Genomic DNA, 26,970 nt, shown 5'->3' with positions numbered 1-26,970 from the left:
GAGTTTTATTACGAAGATGAGCAGAGCAGAGAATGCTCCATAAAACTTTTAGGAGGAAAAGAACTATGGAAGCAAGTCAATTGATGCAATCAGGAATTGCCGGACTGATCGAGGGCAGGGATCTAACCCGCACAGAGGCTCGTGAGCTTATGGGAACAATAATGGAGGGATCGGCATCGCCGGCGCAAATAGGCGCCTTGCTGACCGCATTGCGGATCAAGGGGGAAACGGTGGAGGAGATTACCGGTTTCGCTGAAGCCATGCGCGGTTTCGGCACTCCAGTGCTTACGGAGCGCACCCGGCTGCTGGATACCTGCGGAACCGGCGGTTCCGGAATCCATAAATTCAACATTTCTACGGCCTCGGCGATCATATCCGCAGCCGCTTCGGTCCGGGTCGCCAAGCACGGCAACCGTTCTGCTTCCGGCAGAGCGGGCAGCGCTGATGTGCTGGAAGCGCTGGGCGTCAACATTCATCTGAATGCGGAGCAGGCCCGGCAGTGCCTGGACAGCATCGGTATCTGCTTCCTGTTCGCACAAATCTATCATCCATCCATGAAGCATGCCGCTGCACCCCGCCGTGAGCTCGGCGTCCGGACCGTATTCAACATGCTTGGACCGCTGACCAATCCAGCGGGAGCCGACCGGCAGCTGATGGGCATTTATGACCGCAACAAGACGGAAACAGTTGCGAATGTGCTGAAGGAGCTCGGCTCCAAGCGGGCGATGATTGTAAGCAGTCTGGATGGTCTCGATGAAATCAGTATTTCGGCACCTACACAGGTATCCGAGCTGAAAGACGGGGCTGTGTTTACCTATGAAGTGACTCCAGAGGAAATGGGCCTCAGCAGACATCCGCTGGAAGATGTGCTTGGCGGAGATGCAGCTGAAAATGCAGCGATTATCACCGCCGTGTTGGCCGGAGAAGTTAATCCTTACCGTGATATTGTATTGGTCAATGCAGGTGCTTGTATCTATGTCGCCGGATTGGCGGATACATTGAGAGATGGCGTAGAGAAAGCAAGAGAAGTAGTAGATTCAGGCGCGGCACTGCTCAAGCTGGAGCAGCTGAAAGTCATGACGAAGGAGCTTGATTATGTATCTTGAACGGATTGTTGCCACCAAAATCAAAGAGGTAGAGGCGCTGGCCGCGACTTTTTCGCTGGCTCAGGCTGAACTTGAAATTTCCGGGCTGCCGTCCACAAAAGGATTCCGTGATGCGCTCACGAAGCGGCGGAACAGAGAGATGGGGCTGATTGCGGAAGTAAAGAAGGCTTCCCCGTCCAAAGGTCTGATCCGGGCGGATTTTGACCCGGTTTCCATAGCGCAAGGCTATGAGGCGGGAGGTGCTGACTGCTTATCCGTTCTTACGGACAGCGAGTATTTTCAGGGCAGCGGTTTATACCTGCAGCAGGTTAGAAAGGCGGTAAGTCTTCCACTGCTGCGCAAGGATTTTATTATCGACGAGAAACAGATTTATGAGGCGCGTCTGCTGGGAGCGGATGCCATCCTGCTGATCGCGGCTATTCTGGACCCGAACCGGCTTGCTAACTTCACAGAGTTGGCTTCCTCACTGGGAATGGACGTACTTATTGAGATTCATGACCGCAATGAACTGGAAATGCTACTGGAGACCGGCAAAGCGGCACATCCGAATGTGCTGCTGGGAATCAATAACCGCAACCTGCATACCTTTGAGACCTCGCTTGCGACTACAGCAGAGCTGGCCACGCTTGCACCTAAGGGAGTGCCAGTGATTAGTGAGAGTGGAATTGCCGGGCCCGGCGATATAGATTATCTGAGCACAACCGGCGCCCTTGGCGTGTTGGTTGGAGAATATTTAATGCGTAAGCAGAACGTGGAGCAGGCGGTGAATGAGCTGCTGGGTCCGGTGCAGGCAGGGAAAGGCCGTGCCGTGCATGAGTGAGACAATGGTAAAAATCTGTGGACTTCAGGACGTTGAAGTGCTAAAATCTATGAAGCGATTACCACTGGATTATGTCGGTTTTGTCTTTGCTCCCAGCCGCCGCAGAATAACCTCGGAGCAGGCAGCAGTGCTTGCCGCGCAGCTTGCGGACTGGCAGGCAGACAAGGCTCCGGAAGCCGCAGGTGTGTTTGTGAACCCTGAACTGGCAGAGCTTCGGGAAATCATGAACGCAGTTCCACTGGGTGTGATACAGCTGCATGGGCAGGAAAGTGCGGAATTCTGCCGTGAGGTTAAGCTGGCGTTTCCGCAGGTACAGGTCTGGAAGGCTCTTTCTGTGGTCAGCCGTGATACGGAACAAGCTTCGGATAGCTATAGTAGCCTGGAAAGCTATGCCGGTGTGGTGGATGCATTGCTGCTGGATACTTATGATCCGCAGGGCGGCGGTTCAGGCCGGACATTTGATTGGGCACGTATTCCTCACTTCCAGCAGGCGGCAGCGGCGTATGGGCTGCCTTTATTTATCGCCGGGGGTCTGGAGCCGAGGAATGTCAGTGAATTGCTTACGGGCTACGCCCCGGATGGCGTGGATGTTTCCAGCGGAGTGGAGAGCGGCGGAATTAAGGATATTGTTAAAATGACAGCTTTTGTGGAGAGGGTGAAGCAATCATGATACAAGTACCGGACATCAATGGGCGTTTTGGTTCTTTTGGAGGCCGCTTCGTTCCTGAAACTTTAATGAATGCACTGATTGAGTTGGAGGAAGCCTACCGCAAGTATTCGGGGGAACCGGCTTTTCAGGAAGAAATAGATTATTTGCTGAAGCAGTATTCCGGACGGGAGACTCCGCTGTATTATGCGGAACGTTTCAGTAAACATATCGGTGAGGCTAAGATCTATCTAAAGCGTGAAGACCTGAATCACACCGGAGCACATAAGATCAACAATGCGATCGGTCAGGGAATATTGGCCAAGATGATGGGCAAAACGAAGGTTATTGCCGAGACAGGTGCAGGCCAGCATGGCGTAGCTACGGCTACGGTGGCAGCGCTCCTTGGGATGGAGTGCAAGGTGTTTATGGGGGAGGAGGATACTCGCCGCCAAGCGCTTAACGTTTTCCGTATGAAGCTGCTGGGGGCAGAGGTTATACCGGTGACTTCCGGATCACGGACGCTCAAGGATGCAGGGAATGAAGCGCTGCGCTACTGGGTCAGCAATGTTGAAGATACCTTTTATATCTTAGGCTCTGCAGTTGGGCCGCATCCTTATCCGATGATGGTCCGCAACTTCCAGCGGATTATCGGCGATGAGACCCGCCGCCAGATTCTGGAGGCCGAAGGCAGGCTGCCGGATCTGCTGGTTGCTGCCGTAGGCGGAGGAAGCAATGCAATCGGTATGTTCTATCCGTTCATGGAGGATGAGAATGTCGGCATGATCGGAGTAGAGGCTGCAGGCAAGGGGATCGATACCCCTTTTCATGCTGCGACAATGAGCAAGGGAACCCATGGAGTATTTCAAGGCTCCCTGAGCTATCTGCTGCAGGATGAACATGGACAGGTTACAGAGGCGCATTCCATCTCTGCCGGATTGGATTATCCGGGAGTTGGCCCTGAGCATTCCTACCTCAAAGACATAGAGCGTGCCCGATACGTGCCGGTTACGGATGAGGAAGCGCTTGAAGCTTTGAAGCTGCTGTGTATGACTGAAGGCATTATTCCGGCTCTGGAGTCGGCCCACGCTTTGGCGCATGTTGCTAAGATCGGACCCACGCTCACCAAGGATGATATTGTAGTCATCTGTCTGTCCGGGCGCGGCGACAAAGACGTGGAATCTATAATGGCCTATACGGAAGGAGCGGGTAAGCAATGACAACGGACACGACAAACCGGATGGATTTGACCTTCCGGCAGCTTAAAGAGGCCGGCCGGACGGCCTTGATTCCTTTTCTAACGGTAGGCGATCCGGATCTGAAGACCACGCTTGATATCATTGCCGAACTGGAGGCAGCGGGTGCAGATATTCTGGAGCTGGGCGTTCCTTACTCCGACCCGCTCGCGGATGGTCCGGTGATCCAGCGGGCATCGGCTAGAGCGCTGCGAGGCAGCATTAACCTTCGAACCTGTATGGAAACGGCACTGAAGGCCCGACAGGCGGGAAGCGAGCTTCCGTTCATTTTGTTCACCTATTATAATCCGGTTATGCAGATGGGCTTGGACACCTTTTTTGCAGAGCTTGAGACCCACGAAATCAGCGGCCTGATCATTCCCGATCTGCCTGTGGAGGAGTCCGGGGAGATGCGCCTGCGTAGCCGTGAGGCTGGTGTGAATCTGATACCGCTTGTCGCGCCGACCTCCAGTGAGCGGATTGCCAAAATTGTCTCCGGTGCCAGCGGTTTTGTCTATTGTGTCTCCTCCCTTGGTGTGACAGGCGAAAGATCGTCGTTTCATACCGGAGTGGATGACTTTATTGAATCCGTACGCCGGGCAACAGACTTGCCGGTAGCTGTTGGATTTGGCATCTCGACGGGCGAGCAGGTGGCACGGTTTGCCCGCATTTGCGACGGTGTGGTCGTAGGCAGTGCCATTGTCCGCAAGGTGGAGGATGTGATTCCGCTGCTGGACAATCCGGATACCCGCAGCCAAGGACTGTTGCAAATTCGTGAATTTGTGGCACAATTAAGACCATAACGGTCTGCTAACAGATCTGAGAGCAGCTATCTTACCCATGGAGAGCGAGGAACATAAATGAATCCGAAACCAAATATTATCAACCTCCCTGTCTACAAGCCAGGCAAACCTATTGATGAGGTTAAGAAAGAACTGGGCTTAAGCGAGGTCATTAAACTGGCGTCCAATGAGAACCCCTATGGACCTTCGCCGAGCGCAAAAGCTGCTATTATTGCCGATCTGGACAATCTTTTTCTGTATCCTGATGGCGCGGCCGCTGATTTGACAAGCGCACTGGCAAGCCACCTTGGCGTGGAGAACGACAATATCATATTCGGCTGCGGCTCCGATGAAATCATCGCCTTGATTACACGTGCCTTTTTCCTGCCGGGTGACGAGACAATTATGGCAGATCAGACCTTCTCCGTATACAAGAGCAATGCCGATATCGAAGGTGCTGTTTCGATAGAAGTGCCTCTGGCAAACGGTACACATGATCTTGACGCGATGCTGGCTGCAGTGACGGAACGGACAAAGGTGATCTGGATCTGTAATCCCAATAATCCAACCGGTACGATTGTGCCTGAAGAGGCGCTGGTCACTTTCCTGAACGCGGTTCCTGCGAATGTAATGGTGGTGCTCGATGAAGCCTACTCCGAATACGTAACAGACCTTTCCTATTCCGACGGAATTAAGCTGCTCGCTAAGTATCCGAATCTGGTTGTGCTGCGCACCTTCTCCAAGATTTATGGGTTGGCTGCACTCCGCATCGGCTATGGTGTTGCAAGTCCGCAGATTATCAAGCTGATTAATCAGGTTCGGGAACCTTTCAACACCTCCCGTCTAGCCCAGGCTGGCGCCTTGGCTGCACTGGCTGACCAGGATTATGTGCAGGAATGCCGCCGTCTCAACAGCGCGGGCATCATTCAGCTTCAGGGAGAATTCAAACGCCTGAGCCTGGACTTTTTCCCGGCACACGGTAATTTCATTATGGTAGATGTACGCAAGCCTGCAACCGAAGTATTCGACGCCTTGCTGCGCCAAGGCATCATTGTAAGAGCAGGCCACAGGCTTTACCCGACTTATATCCGTGTTACTGTCGGGTCGACAGAGCAGAACAAGGCTTTTATCGCCGCTTTGGAGCGGGTCCTTAAAGATCAGAAGGTACAGGTGTAACCTGTAACAGACAAGACGATACCTATAGAAGGCAGGTAGTACAAAGAACATGACGACAAAAATAGCCATTTTCGGTGTCGGTCTGATCGGAGGCTCACTGGCCCTTTGCTTCAAAGGCAAGAAGGGCCTGACCGTCGTAGGCCATGCCCATCGTCCTGAATCCGCAATTAAATATGTCAGCAGAGGTGTTGTCGATCAGGCAACACTTTCTGTTGAAGAAGCGGCGCTGGACGCCGATTTTATTTTTCTATGCGTGCCTGTAGGCATGCTGGAGGATTATTTGCAGCAGTTAAGCAAGCTTCCGCTGAAACCCGGCTGCATCATTACGGATGTCGGCAGCACCAAGGCCAGCATTGCCGCCTGCGCGGTTTCACTGGACTTTCCTGATGTGCATTTCATAGGCGGGCATCCCATGGCCGGTTCCGAACGCTCCGGTGTGGAAGCAGCCTCCTCACTGCTGTTTGAGAATGCCTATTATGTGCTGACGCCTCCGCCGGGAGTGCCGGAAGAAGCATATCATGCACTTGAATCCTTGCTATTACATACAAGAGCGCAGATTGTCCGGCTCGATCCTGAACGCCACGATGAAATCGTCGGTGCGATCAGCCATCTTCCGCATATTATTGCCGTCGCGCTTGTGAATCAGATTCACGCCTATGATAATACGGATTCCCTGTACAGTACTTTGGCTGCAGGCGGTTTCCGCGATATCACACGGATTGCTTCCAGCGATCCGATCATCTGGCGCGATATTCTGCTTAACAACCGTACGGTGATGCTGCGCTTGCTGAAGGATTGGAATCAGGAGGTATCTTCATTTATCCAATTGCTGGAGACGGCGGACGGAGAAGGCATTGAGGAGGCTTTCAGCGAAGCTAACGGCTTCCGCAGCCAGCTGCCGGAGCGCCGCAAAGGAATGATTACGCCATTGTTCGATCTCCATATTGATGTTCCCGATCATCCGGGTATTATCGGGCGAATCGCTACGGAGCTGGGGGATCAGGGTATCAACCTTAGCAATGTGCAGATTATTGAAAGCCGTGAAGACGTTCCCGGCATTATGCGGCTGTCTTTCCGTCAAGAGAATGACATGGAGCGGGCTAAGATTCTGCTGCAGCACAACGATTATACGGTATATGTGTAGAAGCCGGGGCGAATGCCCCGGCTTTTTTAAAAATATAGGAATTTATATGCTTCACGCTATATAAATTGTAGTAAGTTATCGGACTCCACGCAAATTAACTGAGTAAACTTCGAAGTCAAAACCCTGTTTGTTTTAGGTTACAGCGCACCTCTGCCTGAAAATGGACAAAAAAAGACCGCTTACAAAGTAAGCGGCTACAATTCACAATGAATTGGAATTGTGCAGTGTTTGGATAGGAGTGGAGAGAAACCATACTGTACTTTTATTATATGTATCCGTTTACATTTTGTCAACACTTTATTTAAACTTTATTTTCCAAATCGCAGGTCAGGCCATTCGGAATTGATAAGAAAGAGCGTTTCGATGACTTTTTATGTGCACAGATGGCAGGCTTTGGAATGAAGCAGGATTCGACTTAATATCCTAAATGTAAAATAGTGTATTGTTGCCTCGAGTCTATTAATGTCATCCTGTTAGAATCTATGCTATACTGGGTTAAGTATGTTAATAGATTCCTTTCCATAATCATCAAAAAAGAGCCGTGCGGGATGTAAGGAAACCTGTAAAGATGCGTATTTATTTCTGTATTTACATGTGGCATGCCTTTTTTACCGGGTATTTGAATATACATAGGAAGTATTTCATAAAACGGTACAAATTTAGCGTAATAGCGCAACTTTTTAAGCCCCGACCGGTATAAGTAGTTACAGACCGGCCGGGATTAAACGTGCAAGGGCGAGGAGGGCCGAACTCACCATGACGGATTCCCAGTTGATCCAGCTTATTAAGCAAGGAAACACAGAATTATACTCGGAACTGATGCGAAGATACCAACGAAAAATATTGGCTTTTGTCTATCATATGCTTAAGAATTCCCATATGGAGCTGATTGCTGAAGATCTCTGCTCGGAGACCTTTTATAAGGCGTTCCGCAGCTTGCATTCCTTCCGTGAAGTGGATGCTTCATTCTCAACATGGCTGTATACAATCGCCCGCAATACGGTGCTGAGTGAGCTTCGCAAGAATCGTGCAGGCAATGTATCTCTTGAGGAAAGCGGCTATACTCCTGTAGCTCCGCCGGAGGTAGCGCCGGAGCAAGCGGCACTTCGTAAGGAACGGATGATGCTGGTCCGTGAAGCGATCAATAATCTACCGGAGAAGCAGCGTTCTGCACTCATTCTGCGTGAATATGATCAAATGGATTATCAGGAAATCGCCATTATTTTGGATCAGAGTGTCAGCTCCGTGAAATCATTATTGTTCCGTGCCAGGAGCAGTGTGAAGCTCCAGCTCGAGTCCTATTTCTATGAGCCTGAACTTGAAGAGCAGGCTGAGAGGGTGTAAGGCCAATGAACTGCAGGGAAGCGCAAGATTTCATTCCGCTATTGTGGGACGCTCCCCCCACCGACCCCAAGCGGATTGAACTTGAGAGGCATATTGCAAGTTGCCCGTACTGCGCCTCCGAGTGGGCATTGTGGCAGGAGAGCAGTGAGCTTATGCTTGAGGCGAAGGTAGAAGTCAGCGAAGAACGTGCGGAAGCTATAAACCTCAGGGTTATGGAGCGGATTTATCTCGAGAGTCCCTGGCTGATGCCCGGGGACGGGAAATCTGCCGGTAATTCTACAGTTTTCCGCCGCCGGATAAGCCTTTGGATTGCCTGCTTTCTGGCAGTGTTTCTATCGAGCTTCCTATATTTCACTATGTTTAAGACATCCCATAACACAACCACAGCGCAAAGCGGAATTGTGGATACGGGTGTGGCCGGCCTTTCACTAGGATGGTCACCGGCTTATCCTGTTCTTGAATCAGAAGGCGGCATTATCGAGCCGCTTGTAGTAAGTATGGGGCCAACCCATCCACAATATTGGATGATGCTGTCCATGCTAGGGGTAGGCTTATCGATATTTTTGCTCATCCGGTTGAACCGTTACCGCAGACAATGAGGGGCTCCCTTTACTACCAAGTAAAGCGGGCTTTTTTTGTTGTCTTGTTTCCGTGCAGGAAGAGCGAAAAGGCATAATAATCTTTCGAAAAGAAGACATTTGTTTTCATTCATGATACATTATTAAGCAAACATAAAGGAGGGGAAGGGTGATGGCAATGCTTATCGGCTTAGTACGCCATGGGCTGACCGATTGGAATGCGGAAGGAAAGATACAGGGGCAAAGTGATATTCCGCTTAACGATGAGGGCCGGAGGCAGGCTGAGATGCTGGGAGACAGGCTTCTGCAGGAACCTTACCGCTGGGACTACTGCATTACCAGCAGTCTTTCCCGTGCAGCGGAGACAGGGAAGATCGTAGCTGCCAAGCTGGACATTCCACTGCTTGAACCCGATCACCGGATCCGTGAGCGTGCCTATGGGCAGGTGGAAGGCATGACTGCCATGCAGCGGGAGGAGAAGTGGGGCAAAGAGTGGAACCTGCTGTCGCTGGGTCAAGAAACGGATGAACAGCTGCAGGTACGCGGTCTGGCTTTTCTGGAGGATCTATCGGCCCGTTACCCGGAGAGCAATGTGCTGGTAATTTCCCACGGCGGCTTTCTGGCTCAGCTGTACACCGCGCTTTATAAGGACAAGTACACAGAACGTCTTGGCAATCTGTCGCTGACCATTCTGGAGAAGAAGGAACTGGAATGGAGTCCGCTGTTATACAATTGTACACGTCATATCTTGCAAAATCAGCGTTAACCCGAAGCCTCGGGTTATTTTTTTTGCGTAATAAGGAATAAAAAGGGCTGTATTTCCCATAATGGTAGTAAAACGGTGAGGCGATAAAAGATGAATCTGGCGGATATGCTCACTTACGCAGACATTGGTCAGCTTACCGCCATTGCGGGGCGCTACCAGTGCGATTGCAAACGAAATTCTAAACATGATTTGATTCAGAGTATACTGATCACGCTAGGAAGCCGCGATTTCATGGAGACTCATATCCGGGATTGCACCCCGGAGGAACTGCGGTTTCTCAACACACTGTTGTTCGACGAACGCAGCAAATTCAGTCTTGAAGATTTGCTGGCTGCCGCGAGGCAGGCCTGCTTTGATGCACCTGCCGGCAAAACCGGCGGTTACCGTGAGATGGTCAGCCGGTTCAAAAGCGGCGGATGGCTCTTCAGCGGCGCCTCACAGCAGAGCAGATACCTCTTTCAGGTGCCGGAGGATCTGAAGAACCGTTTCCGCGAGAGGATGGGCCAGCATATCAAGGAACATGTGGTCCGGAGCAGCGAGCCAGCGGTATACCGCGGGGAAGGTGACCTGCTGGCGGGCGATCTGCTGATGTTCCTGCGTTATGTGATGGACAATGAGCTGGAGCTGAACCAGGAGGGTGCCCTCTATAAACGTTATCAGCAGGGCGTAATGAACGCGATCCAAGTTCCTGAGCCGCTGCTGGGCAAGGGGGGCTGGAGATTCGGTTACGGCAGAGCATGCGAGCATTATCCGCCAAGAATGGCGCTTCTGTATGATTATGCGAGGCACCGCCGCTATATTTCGGAAGAAGGTTACCGTTTGAAGTTGACCTCGGCAGGTGAGACGCTGCTTGCGGAAGGAAAATCAGAAAGACTGATGCAGTTATTCACCTTTTGGTTAAAACTCTATAAAGGTGCTGTTCCTAATCTTCCATCGCTCGTATACTGGATTAGCGTAAGTGCGGAAGAGTGGGTGAGCGTTTCTTCCTTAGTGGAGGGATTGGGCTGGCTGATCAAACCGTTTTATTATGATGATGCCGCATCGATCCTGGAACAGCGTATTTTGCGGATGATGCTGCATCTTGGAATGATCCGGCTTGGGGAGACACCTGAAGGTCCGGTAGTCCAAATGACGCCATGGGGGACAGAAGCTGCTACTCCGAAGCGACTGCCGAAGTAAGGGGGAGGAAAATGCGGATTGCTTATGGGAATTACATACCGCAGCTCGATGAATCTGTTTACGTGGCAGAAGGGGCTAAGCTGGTAGGGAATGTGAGTGTAGGACAGTATTCAAGTATTTGGTTCAATGCGGTGCTTCGGGGCGATCTTGCTCCAGTCATTATTGGAAAAGGCTGCAACATTCAAGATGGGGTTGTAGGCCATGTGGCGGAGAATTTGCCGCTGATACTGGGGGATGACATATCGGTAGGGCACTCCGCAATCATTCATGGTTGCAGGATAGGCAGAGGCACATTAGTCGGAATGGGTGCGATTGTGTTGAACGGAGCAGAGATTGGTGAATATGCTTTAATAGGAGCCGGATCTCTTGTAACCGAAAACAAAGTGATCCCGCCGTACACCCTTTCCTTGGGTACCCCCGCCAAAGTGGTCCGTGAATTGACCGAGCAGGACTTACTGAGAATGTCACGAACCAGCGAGAGTTATGTGAACAAGGCGAAGGAATATGGAAACTTCTAAACAGCGGAGGTGTATCGAATGGACAAAATGAAGGCTACCTATGAAGTGATGCTAGGGCTTGCGGCAGAAATGGTGTGGGATGAAGCGCTGCGAAAGCGTCGTACCGACATCTTGTACCGGGAGATTGACACAGCGCTGGCGGCCGGAGATAAAACGGCTTTCCGGTATCTGACTGAAGAACTGAAAAGTTTGGCATAAGAGATGCGCTTGGCGCATTTCTTTTTTTGTTTTCCTGTAAAAGAGGGATTTAGCAGTGTCTTCGAGAAAGCAAGGAGAAATGGTTGTCAAAAATGTTTGAACATTTCAGGTTGAGGGGAATGAACAGTAATGAAATTTAGTGATTTTGACAAAAGCAGCTGGGAGGCAAACTGCAAATACTTCGATACCTGCCTGATTCCGTTTACTGGCCTGAAGGGTACGGAGAGTCCGCCGGAGGCGGCAGAGGCACTTGAACGGTTGCGTGATTTGCTGGACTGTATTGAACAACCCTTTCAAGGGCGCATTGTAACCTACCCGGCAATTCAGTACAGCTCAGGTGACAGTTCTCAATACGTAAATGAGATTTGCCGAAAAGTCAAATCCAGTCACTTCCAATATGTCATTGTGGCTTCATCCGATTTGGAACTGTTGTCCAACGAAATTGTTGAAAGCGATTTATTCCTTTCCCTGACTGGATTTGACGCGTCCCGGATAATGTCCTTTAAGAGTCAGATAGGGAGGAAAATTGAGCAGATGTGGCAAGAAGATAAATGAGTTAAATGTGACAAAAAATCAACAATTTATAGAAAAGCACCCCAATATGCCTGTCACAATTTAGACAATATTCTTGACGGGTTTTGGACCCTACGCTATGATTAGGTTGAACTTATATGTCGTGTGACTTATATCATTGTAAACGGATTATTTACAGGAAAAACCTCTGGATAACACTGCAGGTGCCTTCTCCAATTTCTGAATAGGGGGTTACACACAGTATGAGCAGCCATGAAGAAGAGCAGGAGCCGCATCCGCAAGGACCGCCCAGCCTAAAAGAGATGTCACGCAGACAGTTTCTAACCTATACCCTTGGCGGAGCTACCGCTTTTATGGGGGCCGGGGCAGTCCTGCCGATGATCCGTTTTGCCGTAGACCCGATATTACATAAAAAAGGCGAGGGTGAATTCATCAAAATTGCGGAGACCTCTAAAATTACCGATGAACCGCAGGAGTTTACGTTTGAGCTGAAACAGCAGGACGGATGGTATGCCAGTACAGCTACGCTGACAGCCTGGATCCGTAAAAATGAGAGCGGAGAAATTTATGCGCTTTCACCGATCTGCAAGCATCTGGGATGTACGGTCAGATGGAACAATAACAAGTCCTATCCGGATGAATACCATTGCCCATGTCATGGAGCGAGGTATACCAAAGTAGGCAAGAATCTAGAGGTAGCCCCGAAGCCGCTTGACCAGTACAAGACCAAGATTGATGGAGGCTGGGTCTATCTTGGCGATATCGTCCCCAACACCGAAGCTAAGAAGGAGGCGTAAATCTGATGTTTAAAAATGTCTACAACTGGATTGATGAACGTCTGGATATTACGCCGATTTGGAGAGATGTAGCCGATCATGAGGTACCTGAGCATGTCAATCCGGCACATCACTTTTCGGCATTTGTTTATTGCTTTGGCGGACTTACTTTCTTTATTACAGTCATTCAGATCTTATCGGGTATGTTTCTGACCATGTATTATGTTCCAGATATTATAAATGCCTATGCCAGTGTGGAATATTTGCAGACGAAGGTGGCCTTCGGGCAGATCGTCCGAGGTATGCATCACTGGGGCGCAAGTCTCGTCATCGTGATGATGTTCCTTCATACAATGCGTGTATTTTTCACCGGTTCCTACAAGGCACCGCGCGAAATGAACTGGATCGTCGGTATGCTTATCTTTTTCGTGATGCTAGGGCTTGGACTGACCGGTTATTTGCTGCCTTGGGACAACAAAGCTTATTTTGCAACCAAGGTTACACTGGAAATTGCTAATTCTGTACCCGTTATGGGGCCTGTGCTGAAGGAACTGATGCAGGGCGGCACTATTGTCGGCGCAGAAACTTTAACCCGCTTTTTTGCACTGCATGTATTTTTCCTCCCGGCGGTCCTGCTTATTCTGCTCGTCGGACACTTTATTATGATCCGCAGACAGGGTATCTCCGGTCCGCTGTAAGTCAATTGACAGAAAGGGGGAACTGCAGATGGCACACAAAGACAAGGACAACACCAAAGAAAAAGTCGTATTTGTCGGCGATTCCCGTGTCCGCAAGGGTAACGGTTTCATTACACCGCCGGACTATACGGCATATCCGGGCAAATCGGAAGCGTTTATTCCCAACTTCCTATTGAAAGAATGGATGGTCGGTGTTGTCGTGCTGGTGGGCATCCTGGTGCTGACCATTTCAGAGCCGGCGCCGCTAGGCTTCCCTGCGAATGCCAGTGCAACTGTAATTCCGATACCAGACTGGTATTTCCTGTTCCTGTATCAATATTTGAAGCTGCCCTATGCCTCTGGTGACTATATTGTGCTGGGCACACTCGGCGTTACAGGTGTAGCCTTTGGAGCGCTTTTGCTGGCCCCCTTTTTGGATACGGGCCGGGAACGGCGGTTCTACCGCCGGCCGATTGCTTCCTCTTTAATGTTCCTCTCGCTCGCAGCGATCATTTATTTGACGAATACAGCCTGGACGGAATATAAGCATGAAATGGCGTTAACGGATCAAATTCCTGAGGATGTGCAGCGTGAGGAAAAGGCGGCAGAGAACAGAGCCAAAGGTTTGCCGACCACAAGTGTTGTTGAAACGAAGGAAGTAGCCATCGTGGACAAGAGTGATCCGGCGATGGCGCTTTATAAGCAAGCTACCTGTGTCTCTTGTCATGCTGTCGATATGAAAGGTGGAGGTAGTGTGCCTGCGCTTCGTGGTGTCGGCGATACCCATGACAAAGATGCGATTCTTGCGATCATTAAAGAGGGACAGGGGCAAATGCCTCCGATGTATGAAACGGCGGTGGCGGCAGGTCTGACAGAGCAGGATATTGACACTCTTGCCGGTTGGCTTGCCAAACAAAAAAGCGAACAGTAAAATAATGATAAGCGCAAACCTGATCGTGCATGCGGTCAGGTTTTTGGTTGTGTAAATGCAGAGGCTGCCATGATCTAGGAGGTAATGTGTCGATATGCCGGTTCATTGGTTCGAGAGGTTGTTTAAACACCGGGGAGTCATATGGCTGCTCTTTATTGTGAATTTCTTCGGTACGATTTACGGTTACATGTGGTACGGCAATCAATTGGAATATACAGCAGCTAATTATCCTGCCTGGCTGCTTCCGTTCGTTCCGGATAGTCCGACTGCGAGCCTGTTCTTTACTGCCGCTTTATTGCTCCTGTTGTATCCGCCGAAGCGCCTGAAAGGGACACTGCTGCGTGAACTGATAGAAGCACTGGCGGTTCTCACCTCCGTGAAGTACGGAATCTGGGCGGTAAGCATTATTTTTGCCGGGGGATATCAGGGGGACACTGTGAGCTGGAAGGACTGGATGCTGGTCGCATCGCATACCGGGATGGCGGTTGAAGCACTGATCTATGCCCGCTTCTTCGCTTTCCGCAGAATGCTGCCATTGGCGCTGCTCTGGACCCTTGCCAATGACATGGTGGATTATTCGATTGGGATTTATCCGTGGCTGCCTTCTGTGCTGGAGGATGATGTAATAGGGGTGCAGTACTTCACTATTGGTTTAACCTTGCTCAGCGCCGCCGCGGCCTGGATTTTCAGCAGAAGAACCAGGCCCATGGAGAGCTTCAGCAACAGGCGCTGACAGGCTGTTCTATCTCTTGTCCTCCTGCCATACATTTAGGGTAGGAGGGATGTCTCATGCCGCGCAGGGGATATTATGTGCTGACAGGGTTAGTGTTATGCTGGCTGCTTGCCGGAGGGAATAGTGGAAAGGTTATGGCAGATTCTAGTGCTGACGCTGCAGGTTCCGGCTTTGCAAATTTGCTTAGTACCGGGAGTTCCGTAAGCGGAGAATCTCCGGCGCTTACCGGCAGGACTGGAGCACAGCGGCTGGAGCAGGCGGCAGAGGCTTTATACAGCTATGTTCTGGAAGGGAATGTCGCCAAGGCAAGGCAGGAGAGCGAGGAGATTTCACAGATTGTTGTATCCTCATCCTTTGAAGGCCTGACCTCGGTGGAGGGGATAAATGCACTGACGACATTGGTTATGGATCTTAAGACTACAATGGCGGCTGAGCAAATCAATCCCCAGAAGTGGGAAGCTGCCGCTGCCAAGCTCAGGCTCGCTGCCAATAGCCTGAATCATCCAAAGCAACCGATGTGGCTGCAGTACTACAAGCTGATCCGCGAGGATCTGAACGATATGGAGCAAAGTGCTGTTGCTAATAATCTTAAGGATTGGAAAACGGCAGTAACTAGACTGCAAAGCAGATATGACAATATCCGTCCTGCAGTGGTCATCTCCCGCCAGCCGGAGGTGGTGAACGCCTTTGATTCCTGGTTATCTTACGCGGCGGGTATTCCATCCTCATCTCAGCCGATCGAACGCACACGCCTGCTGGAGATCGTTTCTTACGGACAGGACGCTGTCCGGGTGATGTTTGGCAAAGAGAGGGATGAGCCGGCTTTATCTCTGCCGCTGTCTCCGCCGGAGTATGGAGGGTGGGGGCTGCTTGCCGGGGCGTTCATTCTGGCAGCGCTGGCCTATACCGGATACCGGAAGTACCGCGGTGAGAATGAGGAGTGGAAGCCGGTATAGATCCGGCCATGAGGCAGGCGGTGGCAGATCCCGTATGGTTAATAGTTCTGTGACGATATATTTTCTGCGGATTATAAGATGTTGCTAAATAAAAGGCTCCCCCATCATCCATCGTGATGATGGCAGGGAAAGCCTTTTTTTGTCCACTCTTTATTAATGATGAATCACATTGATTCATGGATTTAGGTTTGCCGAAACCCCTCCCCCTGTACATCATGCACATCGCTGATGATCACAAAAGCCGTGGGGTCGATGGATTTCACCAGCTGGCTGAGGCGGCGGATCTCCTGGCGGGAGACGACACAGTACACCATGTGTTTCGCCTGCTTGGAGTAAGCGCCGATTGCAGGGATAAGCGTTACGCCCCTGTCCATCTCTGCCGTGATAAGATCGGCAATTTGCGGGGCGTCATCGCTGATAATGGTGAAGGCTTTGGCGGCATATGCACCTTCCTGAATAAAATCAATGACCCGCGAAGAAATAAAGACGGCCACCAGGGTATACAATATTTTTTCCCGGGGAATGTAGAGCAGGGAGGCGCCGATGATGAGAATGTCGACAGCCAGAATAATCTGTCCCATGCTCCAGCCGAACTTGCGGGCAAGAATTCTGGCTACGATATCGACACCGCCGGTGGTCCCGCCGTAACGGAAGACGATCCCAAGTCCTGCGCCAAGCGTCACCCCTGCATATAATGAAGCAAGAATGAAATCATGCTCGGTGCTGAACGGGACAAGCCAGCCGCCAGCAATCAGCCGTTCAAATACCCAGAGGAAAAAGGTCAACAAACCGATTCCTATACCTGTATAAAAAATCTGGTTTGAGCCGAGCACTTTCCAGCCGAGCAGGAACAGCGGAAGGTTAAGTAGTAAGGTAGTCAGGAATATAGGAAGGTCAAAGGCGTAATTCAGCAGGATGGTAATCCCGGTTACCCCGCCTTCCATCAGCTGGTTGGGCACTATAAAATAGAGGAGCCCAAATGCATAAATTGCGGCACCGAGCATAATGGGAGCTACTGTTTTGCCGATCGCGAACAATTTGGATGATTTCATATAATCCCTCGCCTAAGCCTCTTAATGGGCAGTTTGTACTAACATTGCTTTCATGGGGTAAAGCTGTAAATTTAAAAAAGATTTGTCTTCAAAACGTCTTTACGATAACATAGGGGCAAACAGAAGGCAAGAACTCTCAGGGGGGCGAAGAAACAAATTATGGATAAAAGTCTTGGTGATTTGCAGCGTGAAGTCGACGCGTACATCTCACAATTTAAAGAAGGTTACTTCAGCCCGCTGTCTATGCTGGCCCGAATGTCCGAGGAAGTGGGTGAATTGGCCCGTGAAGTAAACCATCAGTTCGGTGAGAAGCCGAAAAAATCCGACGAAGCGGAAAATTCCATTGAATTGGAGCTGGGCGATATTCTGTTCATTACGATCTGCTTCGCCAATTCGCTGGGCATCGATCTGACTGAAGCCCACAATAAAGTCATGCATAAGTTCAATACCCGCGATGCCGGGCGATGGACACTGAAAAACACCGATTAGGCTTCTATAACATATGCTGTACCAAACGAACGGGATTTAGCCGTTAGGATGGTGAGGATATGAATCATAACGATTTTGTAAAAGCGGCCTACCGCTCTATTCTGCGCAGCGATTTCGCCGAAGCGATACACTTCTTTGAGGCAGCTATAGCGGCCAGTCCGGATGATGCCGAGGTGAGATACCGCTGTTCCATTACCTATGCCCGCAGCGGGATGCTGGAGAAGGCGCTGGAGCATGCACTGGCAGCGCTCAAGCTTGATAATGGCAAGCCTGAATATCGGCTGCATCTTCAGCATCTGCAGGCGCTGCAGCTTGTCCAGGAGGCCAAAAGGCTGCTTGAAGATGAAACGGCAGGGACGAATAATCCGTATCATCCGATCACGCTGCTGAAAGAAGCGATTACGCTGGATCCACTATACGGGGATGCATATGTATGGCTCGCCATTGCGCACAGCCGGATGAACGAGCACTTGCAGGCCATCGCCGCGATGAAAGAGGTCATTTCCCTGCATCCGGATGATTCCGGTCTGCGGCAGCTCATGAAGGACCTTCAGAAATCATTGCAAAAATATATCCAATAAACATGGAACCAGTGAAAGCGAGGAGGAAATAAGGGTGAGCGACAAGATCAGAGTAATTGTCTCCGGAGCAGGAGGCAGAATGGGCAAAGAGGTTATAAAGCTGGTGCTGCAGGATGATGAACTGGAACTGGCTGCGGCTGTAGATCGATCGGCAGGCAGTATCGATGCCGGTCGTCTCGCGGGACTGGAAGAATGCGGAGTTAATGTTACATCGGACTTTGAGGCCGCCCTTGCACATAGCAACGGGGATGTGTTAGTTGATTTTACGACTCCTCAATCAGCCTTTGCTAATACGACACTCGCAATTAAATACGGGGTACGTCCGGTGATTGGTACTACCGGATTTACTCCCGAACAAATTAAGGAACTGGACAAGCAATGCCAGGAACAGGGAATCGGCGGGCTGATCGCACCTAACTTCTCCATCGGGGCTATCCTGCTTATGAAGTTTGCCGCCCAAGCTGCCAAGTATTTCCCACATCTAGAAATTATCGAGTATCATGGAGATCAGAAGCTGGATGCTCCATCGGGCACGGCAATCAAGACAGCGGAAATGATTTCTGAAGCGCGTGAGGAGCTGCGTCAAGGCAATCCTCAAGAAGAAGAAATTATTGAGGGCTCGCGGGGCGGCTACTACAACGGCTTCCGCATTCATAGCGTCCGCCTCCCCGGTGTGTTTGCCCAGGAGGAAGTAGTCTTCGGCGGCTTTGGGCAATCGCTTAAAATACGCCATGATTCTTACGAACGGGCTGGATATATGCCTGGAGTCAAGCTGGGTATCCAGAAAGTGATGGAGTACACAGGAATGATCTATGGTTTTGAGCACTTTATAGAATAGACAGGAGAGAAGAACACATGTTGAAGATTGCATTTATCGCACATGACCGGAAAAAAGATGAGATGGTGAATTTTGTAACCGCTTATGAGCATGTATTTACTGGACTTGAGATGTACTCTACAGGAACGACCGGCCAGCGGATTATGGACGAAACCAACCTTCATATCCACCGCTACATGTCCGGTCCGCTGGGCGGTGACCAGCAGATCGGTTCGCTGGTGGCGCAGGATGAGCTGGATCTGATTATTTTCCTGCGTGATCCTTTGATGGCACAACCTCATGAGCCCGACATTACTGCCCTTCTGCGTTTATGTGATGTGTATGGCATTCCGGTAGCGACAAATATTGCTACTGCAGAAATTCTGGTCAAGGCGATTGACCGGGGCGATTTCGGCTGGCGGGAGCTGGTACATAAGTACAAGCCTGGTGTGGACGAATAATGAAGCTGGATATCCTAGTATTCGGCGCTCATGCCGATGATGCCGAGATCGGCATGGCCGGAACCATCGCCAAACATACTGCTGCCGGCCTGAAAGTGGGCTTATGCGATTTGACCGCTGCGGAAATGTCCTCGAACGGAACCGTAGAACGGCGCAAGCTGGAAGCTCAGCAGGCCGCTGATCTGCTCGGTGCCTCACTCCGCACGAATCTGGGGCTCCCTGACCGGGGACTCTGTTTAACAGAGGAGCATCTCTCAGCGGTGACCTCGGAAATTCGCAAATTCGCACCGGACATCGTATTTGCACCTTATTGGGAAGACCGCCATCCTGACCATATTGCTTGCAGCAAGCTGGTGGAAGAGGCTGTGTTTAATGCCAAGCTGCGCAAATATATGCCGGACAAGCCTGCGGTAGCGGCACCGCTGCTTTATTTTTACTTCATTAACGATCTCGGACGGTGTGATCTTATCGTAGATGTGACTGCACAATACAGCATTAAAGAGCAGGCGCTATCCTGCTACCGTTCGCAATTCGAGAAAGCACCGGGTGAGGATATAGTTTCGACCCCGCTTAATGAAGGCTATATCGAACGCGTCCGTTCGCGGGATATGCTGCTCGGACAGCGGAGGCTTATTCCTTATGCGGAGGGCTTCGCCAGTAAAGTGCCGCATGCAGTTGAATTGTTCACCACCGGAGACCGTTAAACACAAAGCTTTATTTCAGCCCGATGAACAACTATAATTAACTCATGTCATTACTAATAGTACTAACATAACATAAGTTTATCGAAGGGGCGGAGCTATGGACCGGCTAAAAATAGGCATCACTTGTTATCCGTCTCTTGGCGGCTCGGGTGTAGTGGCGACTGAACTGGGCAAGCTGTTGGCTGAGAAAGGCCATGAAGTCCATTTTATTACACACAGTATCCCGTTCCGGCTTGGTACGTTTCAGAAAAATATATTTTACCACGAGGTAGAGGTTAACGATTATTATGTCTTCCGTTACCCCCCCTACGATCTGGCGCTGGCTACTAAGATGGCCCAGGTCGCAAAGATGCAGGGGCTGGATTTATTACATGTCCATTATGCGGTCCCGCACGCGGTCTGCGCGTTCCTTGCCAAGCAGATGTTAGGGAATGATATCAAAGTGGTAACGACACTGCATGGTACCGATATTACCGTGCTTGGCCAGGATGAATCGCTTAAGGATTTGATCCGACTTGCCATCAATGAGAGTGATGCGGTGACGGCGGTGTCGCTGGATCTGATTAAAGAGACACGGCGTGTGCTGGATATTACCCGCGATATTGACCTAACTTATAACTTTGTCGATAAACGCGTGTATTATCCGCGTGACGTGTCCGATCTGCGGGGGGATTTTGCTTCACCGGATGAGAAAATCCTGATGCATATCAGCAATTTCCGTCCAGTCAAACGTGTCGGTGATGTGGTTGACATTTTTGCAAAGGTGAGCCATGAGTTGCCTGCCAAGCTGCTGCTGGTGGGTGAAGGGCCCGATCTGCCGAAGATTCAGGCGAAGATCAATGAGATGGGTCTGGAAGACAAAGTTCGCTTTCTCGGTAAGCAGGATGATATTGCCCAGGTCATTTCCCTGGCCGACCTCCTGCTGCTGCCTTCCGAGAAGGAAAGCTTTGGCCTTGTAGCCCTGGAAGCGATGGCTTGCGGAGTGCCGACAATCGGCTCGCAGGCTGGCGGCATTCCCGAATTGATCCAGCATGCCAAAACCGGGTTCCTGGCTCCCATTGGCGATACAGCCGCCATGGCTAAATATGCCGTTCAGCTGCTCTCGAATGAGGACATGATAGAGCAGTTCAGAAGAGCTTGTCTGGAGCGGTCCTGTAACGATTTCAGCAGAGACATGATTACGAATCAATATGAGGATATTTATTACCGTGTGCTTGGGCGAAAGGTGCTCGGAATGGATAAAGTCCGGGGGTAAGGGGTGCTTCATGGAATGGAAAATGGCACCATCCGGCATGGCAGAGGCGGCAGGCAAAGTGATTGCCACCCTGCATGCAGCCGGCCGTGAGGCTTATTTTGTCGGCGGCTGCATCCGTGATGAGCTGTTGGGCAGACCGGTGCATGATATGGATCTTACGACTTCGGCACTGCCGGAAGAAGTAATGGCCATGTTCACACGTTGTGTCCCGACCGGGCTTGCACACGGCACGGTTACCGTATTGCAGGATGGATATAGCTTTGAAGTAACGACGTACCGGACGGAGAGCGGCTATGCTGATCACCGCCGCCCGGAGCACGTCTTTTTTGTAAGCGATGTGCAGGAGGACCTGCGGCGGCGTGATTTTACGATCAATGCCATATGCTGCGGCCTGGACGGGCAGCTGGTCGATCCTTTTGGCGGAGCTGCTGACCTGAAGCATCGCCTGATCCGCTGTGTGGGCACGGCGGAGGAACGCTTTGACGAGGACGCGCTGCGCATGCTGCGCTGCGTGCGGTTCGCGTCTGTGCTGGACTTCGCCATCGCTAAGAATACGTGGCGGGGGCTGCTGCGCCAGCGTGACAAGCTGGCGCATATTGCTGTGGAGCGTCTCCGCGCGGAGCTGGAGCGCATGATAGAAGGGCCGCATCCTGCGCGCGGCCTCGGTCTTCTCGCGCGCAGCGGCTTGCTGCCGCGCGGCAAAGCCCCGTTCCCCTGGACCGGCAGCGACATGGCGGCAGCAGCCGCCATGCTAGCCGGGATCGGGGAACTGCCCGGCGCCCTCCTGCGGTGGGCGCTCCTGCTCCATGCCCTGAAGACGCCGGCCGCTGAGGCCGACGCCCTGATGCGGGCATGGACGTTCCCGGGGGCGACGCGCAGCGCCGTCACCTCGGTGCTGCGTGTCCGCGAAGCCTGGACCGCAGCGCTTGCAGAGGTGCCGCCGGAATCTCCGGGCGGCACCGAGGCGCTTCGGCGGCGCTGGATCGCCGCCGTGCTGGCCTTGGGCACGTCAGCCACCGAAGGGTGGCTGACGCTGCTGGAGGCGGTGCCGGAGGCCGCCTCCTATCAGCAGCGTCTTGGCCTGGCCCAAGCCGGGCCCGGAGCAGCTGTGCAGCTGCATGTGGACATGCCAGGGTTAGGCAGTCCCTTGGTCGAGCAGGTTGATCCATCAGAGCCTAAGACGGATAACGCCGCCGTGCAGCCATCTGGAGCCCCGGCGCTCTCCACGGGTCTCCTGCGGTCCTGGAGCGCATCAATGCCGCTGCAGACCTTGGCAGAGCTTGCGGTGACAGGCAATGAGCTGGCCGAAGCTTTGCAGAAACGTCCCGGCCCGTGGCTGGGAGAGCTGCTGCATGCGCTGCTGCAGGCCGTAGCGGCTGGAGATATTGCTAACAATAAACAATCATTGCTTCAGGAAGCAAAAAGGATGGATAACGATGAATAGCGATGAAACGCCGGGGCTTTCCGGGCTGAACAGAGATACTTTTGTTTCGGGCTGGAACCGAAGTGTACAGCGACTGGAATCGGTGGTGTCTACGCAGGAGGAAGCCAAAAGGCTCGCCGAAAATGGCGCTACGGAAGGAACGGCGATCATCGCCGAGGAACAGACCGGCGGCCGCGGGCGGATGGGCAGAAGGTGGCATTCACCGCGCGGCAAAGGCATTTGGATGAGTGTGGTGCTGCGCCCCAATCTTCCGCTGTCACTGACGCCGCAGCTGACGCTGCTGGCTGGCGTAGCCGTCTGCCGCGCCATTCGCGAGATCAGCGGCGTGCAGGCCGGCATCAAATGGCCGAATGATCTGCTGGCAGGCGGACGCAAAATTTGCGGAATTCTGCTGGAATCATCGCTCAGGGAAGGTGGCCTTCATTATTGTATCGCGGGAATCGGCATTGCGGTGAACTTGACGGAGGACGACTATCCGGATGATCTGCGAGGAGTCGGCACTTCGCTGCTGATCGAAGGGGGAGGCATTCCCGTTGACCGCAAGCAACTCACGGAAGCGGTGCTGGCCGAGCTGGAGTTTTTGTACACCCTTTACATAGAACGGGGCTTTAAGCCTGTTCGTGAGCTCTGGGAATCCATGTCGGTCACCTTGGGGCGCCAGGTGTACTTTAATACACCCGAGGGACGCAGCGAAGGTACTGCGGTCGGTTTGGATGACGGCGGCGGGCTGCTGCTAAGGGATACTGCCGGGAATATCATCTGCATATTATCAGGTGAAATTGAAATGATCCAGTGACAAGGGTTCCATGCCTTGTCACATTTTTTTGGTGTAATTAGCAGCGGTTTTTGTTATAATATGTTCAGAGACGGTATCGCAGGGTCGAGCTGTACTCATTCAAGCAAGCTGTACAACAGCAATTTGCTTTTCGGATTCACCTTCATAACTGTATTTCCACGGTTACGTTGGATTCTGCTCTGAGCCGTAAGGACCGAGACAGAAGGGACGATCGCGAGTGACTCTTTTTTGCCCTTCGGACCTTTTTAGCGGACCATGCTAAAAGGTTTTTTTGTTTGCGCGTTTACGCGTATTTTAACTACGAAAAGGGGAATGGGAGCAAATGGCAGACAAACATGCACTGAATATTGTGAAAATGAAAAAAATGAAAACGGACGGTGTGCCGCTGAGCATGCTGACCGCTTATGATTATCCTTCAGCCCTGCTGGCCGAAGAAGCGGGGATCGATCTGATTCTGGTCGGTGATTCGCTCGGGAATGTTGTACTGGGTTATGATACAACCCTTCCGGTAACGATTGACGATATGGTCTATCACACACGTTCCGTGGCGCGTGGTGCGCAGAATACGTTCATTGTGGCGGATATGCCGTTTATGACGTATCACGGCAGCATTGACGAGACGCTGCGCGGTGTGCGCAGACTGATGCAGGAAGGCCGGGCGCAAGCCGTTAAAATGGAAGGCGGGCTGGAAATTTGCGGGGCTGTATCTGCCGTTGTTGCGGCCGGTGTTCCGGTGCTGGGCCATATCGGTCTGACACCGCAGTCGGTCAACATGATTGGCGGCTACCGGATCCAAGGCAAGGACGCGAAGGATGCGCAACGGCTGATGGATGAGGCCAAAGGACTTGAAGCTGCCGGGGCTTTCGGCATTGTGCTGGAGCTGGTTACGGAAGAAGTGGCTGAGGCGATTTCCAAAGCGGTCAGCATTCCAACCATCGGGATCGGCGCAGGCCGGTACTGCGACGGACAAGTCTTGGTCTTCCACGATCTGCTGCAATATGCTTCACCTTACCGGGAGAAGCGTTTCGTTAAGACCTACGCTGATGTAGGCAGCCTGATCCGTGAGGGAATCGGCAGCTACATACAGGAAGTGAAGAACCGTTCCTTCCCGGCGGAGAATCATGTATTTAATGCGGATGAAACTGTATTGGAATCTTTATACGGCGCTGCCGGAAAAGGAGCGAAATAAGATGAGAGTCGTTAGAACGATTGAACAGCTGCGTGAAGCGCTTGAATATATGCGTAAGGGCGGGCATACTCCCATCGGCTTTGTGCCGACCATGGGATACCTGCATGAGGGGCATGCAAGCCTGCTGCGCCGCGCAGGGGAAACAAGCAGTACGGTAGTGATGAGCATTTTTGTTAATCCGCTGCAATTTGGGCCAAATGAGGACTTTTCCTCTTATCCGCGTGACGAGCAGCGTGATTTGGAGCTTGCAGAGCGTGAAGGAGCCGACATCGTATTTATTCCCAGTGTGGAAGAGATGTACCCTCAGCCGATCCGCACCCAGGTATCGGTCTCTTCGCTGACCACACAGCTGTGCGGGGCATCCCGCCCCGGGCATTTTGATGGAGTCACCACAGTCGTAAGCAAGCTGTTCAATATGGTACAACCCGATTACGCCTTTTTCGGACTCAAGGATGCCCAGCAAGTGGCGGTTTTGCGCCGGATGGTAGCTGACCTGAATATGAATGTTGAAATCGTGGCCTGCCCGATCATCCGTGAAGGCGACGGACTCGCGCTTAGCTCACGCAATGTGTATTTAAGTGCAGAGGAACGCAGCCAGGCTCTGGTATTGTCCCGTTCGCTGCGTGAGGTTCGCCAATCCATGGAAGAAGGCAAGGTCCGGACGGTTGACGATGCCCGGAAACTGCTGGTGTCGGTCATTTCTGCTTCTCCGCTTGCCGTCATTGATTATGCGGAAATATTGACCTTCCCGGGCCTGGAAACGCTGGATGGTGCTTCATTGCTGAGTGATGCTGACGGCGAAATCATTATTGCACTTGCCGTGAAGTTTGGCAGAACCCGTCTGATTGACAATAATGTATTTAATCCCAAGGAGGTTGCGACCCTTGTTTAGACATATGATGAAATCCAAAATACACCGGGCAACGGTTACCGAAGCCAATTTGAATTATGTGGGCAGTATCACCATCGACGAGAACCTGATGGAAGCAGCTGATTTGCTTGAGAACGAAAAGGTACAGATTGTCGACAACAATAACGGCTCCCGGCTGGAAACCTATGTCATTCCGGGACCACGCGGCAGCGGTGTCATTTGTTTGAACGGAGCAGCGGCCCGGCTTGTTCAGCCTGGGGATACTGTCATCATCATCTCCTACGCGATGCTTTCCGCCGAAGAATTGGCAGGGCATAAACCAACTGTAGTTTTTGTGGATGGCGAGAACAAGCCGGTGAAGCTGGCCGATCATGAGATTCATGCTACTATTGCTTAATCACCAGACCTAAGCCATGTAATCAATGGCAGGGATGAAGAGCCCCCCACTTGCGAAAAATGAAGGCAGGCAAGCTTAGGCTGATTTCATTTTCAGTAAGGGGGGATGTCCCATGTTTCAACAATTATTTGCTGAGATGAATAAGATGCTTCAGGAGATCGCCACGGATTACCCTACTTCGGAGGGTGCCCGCCGGGATGACCTTTTATGCAAGTACAACATGCTTCACCGGCTTAGCGATGAGGTTATGGACGAGTGGCTCGCCTTTGCCGAGAAGTTGAGTCAGTTCCGGGAACATGCGGAATTTCCGCCACAGCCGGACGAAGAGATGCCACAGCAGGAAGCGCCTGAGCTTTTCATGGATTCTTTTGTCAGAGGGCAGGGCTACTACAAGCTGTTGATGTACCGGAAGTGTATTGATCAATTTAAGGAAGTTATTGCGCAGCACCCCGACAGTCTGGCGGCACGCCTGTATTTGGCCATGGCCTATCTGCAGGAGGGCGACGGGGAGACCGCATGGGGGCATCTGGATCATATGCTTGCGCTGATTCGCGAAAGCAAGCTGAAGGCGATGATCTACAATGCGCTGGGGTGCATCAGGGCTTCTCAGGAACGCTTCAATGAGGCAAAGGAGCTGTTCAGCCTTTCTTTGCTTCATGACCCGTCACTCCCGGAACCGAATGTCAATCTGGAGGTTTGCCGCAGGCGGGGAGGGAAGCTGCAATTCGGAAAACAGCTTGTTTCGCTTTTGTAATCATAGCCCACTCATTTAAGCGATGCATCCACTTCAACAAGCGGTGTGCATCGCCTTTTTT

At 51.7% G+C, this 26,970-nt stretch carries 32 protein-coding genes; 31 read left to right on the top strand and 1 reads right to left on the bottom strand.

The window, feature by feature from the left end; translation table 11 throughout:
- The first annotated feature begins 65 nt into the window (after window positions 1-65).
- The 19 genes from trpD to AC3WT9_RS10985 all read left to right on the top strand — a co-directional run bounded on the left by trpD (window position 66) and on the right by AC3WT9_RS10985 (window position 16,099).
- On the top strand, window positions 66-1,106 hold the full coding sequence (gene trpD, locus AC3WT9_RS11075; RefSeq protein ID WP_341379139.1) for an anthranilate phosphoribosyltransferase: 1,041 nt from the start codon (window positions 66-68) through the stop codon (window positions 1,104-1,106).
- Window positions 1,096-1,926 (top strand): indole-3-glycerol phosphate synthase TrpC, encoded by an 831-nt coding sequence (trpC, locus tag AC3WT9_RS11070; RefSeq protein ID WP_341094503.1) that lies wholly within the window; start codon window positions 1,096-1,098, stop codon window positions 1,924-1,926. The genes trpD and trpC overlap by 11 nt, the downstream gene beginning before the upstream one ends.
- Window positions 1,919-2,596 (top strand): phosphoribosylanthranilate isomerase, encoded by a 678-nt coding sequence (locus AC3WT9_RS11065; RefSeq protein ID WP_341094501.1) that lies wholly within the window; start codon window positions 1,919-1,921, stop codon window positions 2,594-2,596. The genes trpC and AC3WT9_RS11065 overlap by 8 nt, the downstream gene beginning before the upstream one ends.
- A complete protein-coding gene (gene trpB, locus AC3WT9_RS11060; protein ID WP_341094499.1) occupies window positions 2,593-3,792 on the top strand; it encodes a tryptophan synthase subunit beta in 1,200 nt (399 codons plus the stop codon). The genes AC3WT9_RS11065 and trpB overlap by 4 nt, the downstream gene beginning before the upstream one ends.
- On the top strand, window positions 3,789-4,610 hold the full coding sequence (trpA, locus tag AC3WT9_RS11055; RefSeq protein ID WP_341094498.1) for a tryptophan synthase subunit alpha: 822 nt from the start codon (window positions 3,789-3,791) through the stop codon (window positions 4,608-4,610). The genes trpB and trpA overlap by 4 nt, the downstream gene beginning before the upstream one ends.
- A gap of 57 nt (window positions 4,611-4,667) precedes the next feature.
- A complete protein-coding gene (gene hisC, locus AC3WT9_RS11050; protein ID WP_341379138.1) occupies window positions 4,668-5,765 on the top strand; it encodes a histidinol-phosphate transaminase in 1,098 nt (365 codons plus the stop codon).
- Between the two features lie 49 nt (window positions 5,766-5,814).
- Complete coding sequence (locus AC3WT9_RS11045; protein ID WP_341094493.1) at window positions 5,815-6,909, top strand: prephenate dehydrogenase; 1,095 nt, start codon at window positions 5,815-5,817, stop codon at window positions 6,907-6,909.
- 756 nt (window positions 6,910-7,665) lie between these two features.
- Window positions 7,666-8,253: an RNA polymerase sigma factor gene (locus AC3WT9_RS11040; RefSeq protein WP_038594474.1), complete on the top strand. Its 588-nt coding sequence runs from the start codon at window positions 7,666-7,668 to the stop codon at window positions 8,251-8,253.
- A gap of 5 nt (window positions 8,254-8,258) precedes the next feature.
- Window positions 8,259-8,852 carry an anti-sigma factor gene (locus AC3WT9_RS11035; protein ID WP_341094491.1) on the top strand — a complete coding sequence of 198 codons (594 nt, stop codon included), beginning with the start codon at window positions 8,259-8,261 and terminating at the stop codon, window positions 8,850-8,852.
- A 157-nt stretch (window positions 8,853-9,009) separates the two neighbouring features.
- Window positions 9,010-9,597 (top strand): histidine phosphatase family protein, encoded by a 588-nt coding sequence (locus tag AC3WT9_RS11030; RefSeq protein WP_341097725.1) that lies wholly within the window; start codon window positions 9,010-9,012, stop codon window positions 9,595-9,597.
- A gap of 90 nt (window positions 9,598-9,687) precedes the next feature.
- A complete protein-coding gene (locus AC3WT9_RS11025; protein WP_341094489.1) occupies window positions 9,688-10,776 on the top strand; it encodes a hypothetical protein in 1,089 nt (362 codons plus the stop codon).
- 11 nt (window positions 10,777-10,787) lie between these two features.
- Window positions 10,788-11,294, top strand: a complete 507-nt coding sequence (locus AC3WT9_RS11020; RefSeq protein ID WP_341094486.1) for a gamma carbonic anhydrase family protein — start codon at window positions 10,788-10,790, stop codon at window positions 11,292-11,294.
- Window positions 11,295-11,312: 18 nt separating this feature from the next.
- Entirely contained in the window at window positions 11,313-11,492 is a 180-nt protein-coding gene (locus AC3WT9_RS11015; protein ID WP_341094484.1) for an IDEAL domain-containing protein, read from the top strand.
- Between the two features lie 129 nt (window positions 11,493-11,621).
- Window positions 11,622-12,047, top strand: coding sequence for a DUF2487 family protein (locus AC3WT9_RS11010; RefSeq protein WP_341094482.1), 426 nt, complete (start codon window positions 11,622-11,624; stop codon window positions 12,045-12,047).
- A gap of 221 nt (window positions 12,048-12,268) precedes the next feature.
- A complete protein-coding gene (locus AC3WT9_RS11005) occupies window positions 12,269-12,823 on the top strand; it encodes a QcrA and Rieske domain-containing protein (RefSeq protein ID WP_076109842.1) in 555 nt (184 codons plus the stop codon).
- A gap of 5 nt (window positions 12,824-12,828) precedes the next feature.
- A complete protein-coding gene (gene qcrB, locus AC3WT9_RS11000; protein ID WP_038594453.1) occupies window positions 12,829-13,500 on the top strand; it encodes a menaquinol-cytochrome c reductase cytochrome b subunit in 672 nt (223 codons plus the stop codon).
- Between the two features lie 28 nt (window positions 13,501-13,528).
- Window positions 13,529-14,410: a c-type cytochrome gene (locus AC3WT9_RS10995; protein WP_341094479.1), complete on the top strand. Its 882-nt coding sequence runs from the start codon at window positions 13,529-13,531 to the stop codon at window positions 14,408-14,410.
- Window positions 14,411-14,504: 94 nt separating this feature from the next.
- Entirely contained in the window at window positions 14,505-15,143 is a 639-nt protein-coding gene (locus tag AC3WT9_RS10990; RefSeq protein WP_341094477.1) for a DUF1405 domain-containing protein, read from the top strand.
- A 56-nt stretch (window positions 15,144-15,199) separates the two neighbouring features.
- Window positions 15,200-16,099 (top strand): sporulation protein YpjB, encoded by a 900-nt coding sequence (locus AC3WT9_RS10985; protein WP_341094475.1) that lies wholly within the window; start codon window positions 15,200-15,202, stop codon window positions 16,097-16,099.
- 182 nt (window positions 16,100-16,281) lie between these two features.
- Here AC3WT9_RS10985 and AC3WT9_RS10980 read toward each other — a convergent pair whose 3' ends face one another.
- Window positions 16,282-17,151: a YitT family protein gene (locus AC3WT9_RS10980; RefSeq protein WP_341094473.1), complete on the bottom strand. Its 870-nt coding sequence runs from the start codon at window positions 17,149-17,151 to the stop codon at window positions 16,282-16,284.
- A 159-nt stretch (window positions 17,152-17,310) separates the two neighbouring features.
- Between AC3WT9_RS10980 and AC3WT9_RS10975 the strand changes: the two genes are divergently transcribed.
- From AC3WT9_RS10975 to AC3WT9_RS10920, 12 genes are all read left to right on the top strand, one after another.
- Window positions 17,311-17,640: a nucleotide pyrophosphohydrolase gene (locus tag AC3WT9_RS10975; RefSeq protein ID WP_038594447.1), complete on the top strand. Its 330-nt coding sequence runs from the start codon at window positions 17,311-17,313 to the stop codon at window positions 17,638-17,640.
- Window positions 17,641-17,699: 59 nt separating this feature from the next.
- Window positions 17,700-18,221: a tetratricopeptide repeat protein gene (locus AC3WT9_RS10970; RefSeq protein WP_340897447.1), complete on the top strand. Its 522-nt coding sequence runs from the start codon at window positions 17,700-17,702 to the stop codon at window positions 18,219-18,221.
- Window positions 18,222-18,255: 34 nt separating this feature from the next.
- Window positions 18,256-19,059, top strand: coding sequence for a 4-hydroxy-tetrahydrodipicolinate reductase (gene dapB / locus AC3WT9_RS10965; RefSeq protein ID WP_341094472.1), 804 nt, complete (start codon window positions 18,256-18,258; stop codon window positions 19,057-19,059).
- A 17-nt stretch (window positions 19,060-19,076) separates the two neighbouring features.
- Window positions 19,077-19,499: a methylglyoxal synthase gene (gene mgsA, locus AC3WT9_RS10960; protein WP_341094470.1), complete on the top strand. Its 423-nt coding sequence runs from the start codon at window positions 19,077-19,079 to the stop codon at window positions 19,497-19,499.
- On the top strand, window positions 19,499-20,203 hold the full coding sequence (gene bshB1 / locus AC3WT9_RS10955) for a bacillithiol biosynthesis deacetylase BshB1 (protein ID WP_341094468.1): 705 nt from the start codon (window positions 19,499-19,501) through the stop codon (window positions 20,201-20,203). Before mgsA ends, bshB1 begins: the two co-directional genes overlap by 1 nt.
- A gap of 97 nt (window positions 20,204-20,300) precedes the next feature.
- Window positions 20,301-21,458: an N-acetyl-alpha-D-glucosaminyl L-malate synthase BshA gene (gene bshA / locus AC3WT9_RS10950; protein ID WP_341094466.1), complete on the top strand. Its 1,158-nt coding sequence runs from the start codon at window positions 20,301-20,303 to the stop codon at window positions 21,456-21,458.
- 10 nt (window positions 21,459-21,468) lie between these two features.
- Window positions 21,469-22,902, top strand: a complete 1,434-nt coding sequence (locus AC3WT9_RS10945) for a CCA tRNA nucleotidyltransferase (protein WP_492407588.1) — start codon at window positions 21,469-21,471, stop codon at window positions 22,900-22,902.
- On the top strand, window positions 22,895-23,698 hold the full coding sequence (locus AC3WT9_RS10940; RefSeq protein ID WP_341379133.1) for a biotin--[acetyl-CoA-carboxylase] ligase: 804 nt from the start codon (window positions 22,895-22,897) through the stop codon (window positions 23,696-23,698). Before AC3WT9_RS10945 ends, AC3WT9_RS10940 begins: the two co-directional genes overlap by 8 nt.
- A 322-nt stretch (window positions 23,699-24,020) precedes the next feature.
- A complete protein-coding gene (gene panB, locus AC3WT9_RS10935; RefSeq protein ID WP_341094461.1) occupies window positions 24,021-24,887 on the top strand; it encodes a 3-methyl-2-oxobutanoate hydroxymethyltransferase in 867 nt (288 codons plus the stop codon).
- Between the two features lies 1 nt (window position 24,888).
- The gene (gene panC / locus AC3WT9_RS10930; protein WP_341094459.1) at window positions 24,889-25,779 is read left to right on the top strand and encodes a pantoate--beta-alanine ligase; all 891 of its coding nucleotides are present in this window, start codon (window positions 24,889-24,891) and stop codon (window positions 25,777-25,779) included.
- Window positions 25,772-26,155 carry an aspartate 1-decarboxylase gene (gene panD, locus AC3WT9_RS10925; protein ID WP_038594422.1) on the top strand — a complete coding sequence of 128 codons (384 nt, stop codon included), beginning with the start codon at window positions 25,772-25,774 and terminating at the stop codon, window positions 26,153-26,155. The genes panC and panD overlap by 8 nt, the downstream gene beginning before the upstream one ends.
- A 112-nt stretch (window positions 26,156-26,267) precedes the next feature.
- Window positions 26,268-26,909 (top strand): tetratricopeptide repeat protein, encoded by a 642-nt coding sequence (locus AC3WT9_RS10920; RefSeq protein ID WP_341094456.1) that lies wholly within the window; start codon window positions 26,268-26,270, stop codon window positions 26,907-26,909.
- The last annotated feature ends 61 nt before the right edge of the window (window positions 26,910-26,970 follow it).

The organism is Paenibacillus sp. EB106-06-01-XG199 (assembly GCF_058791575.1).
This window is presented reverse-complemented; position numbering and strand designations above follow the sequence as displayed.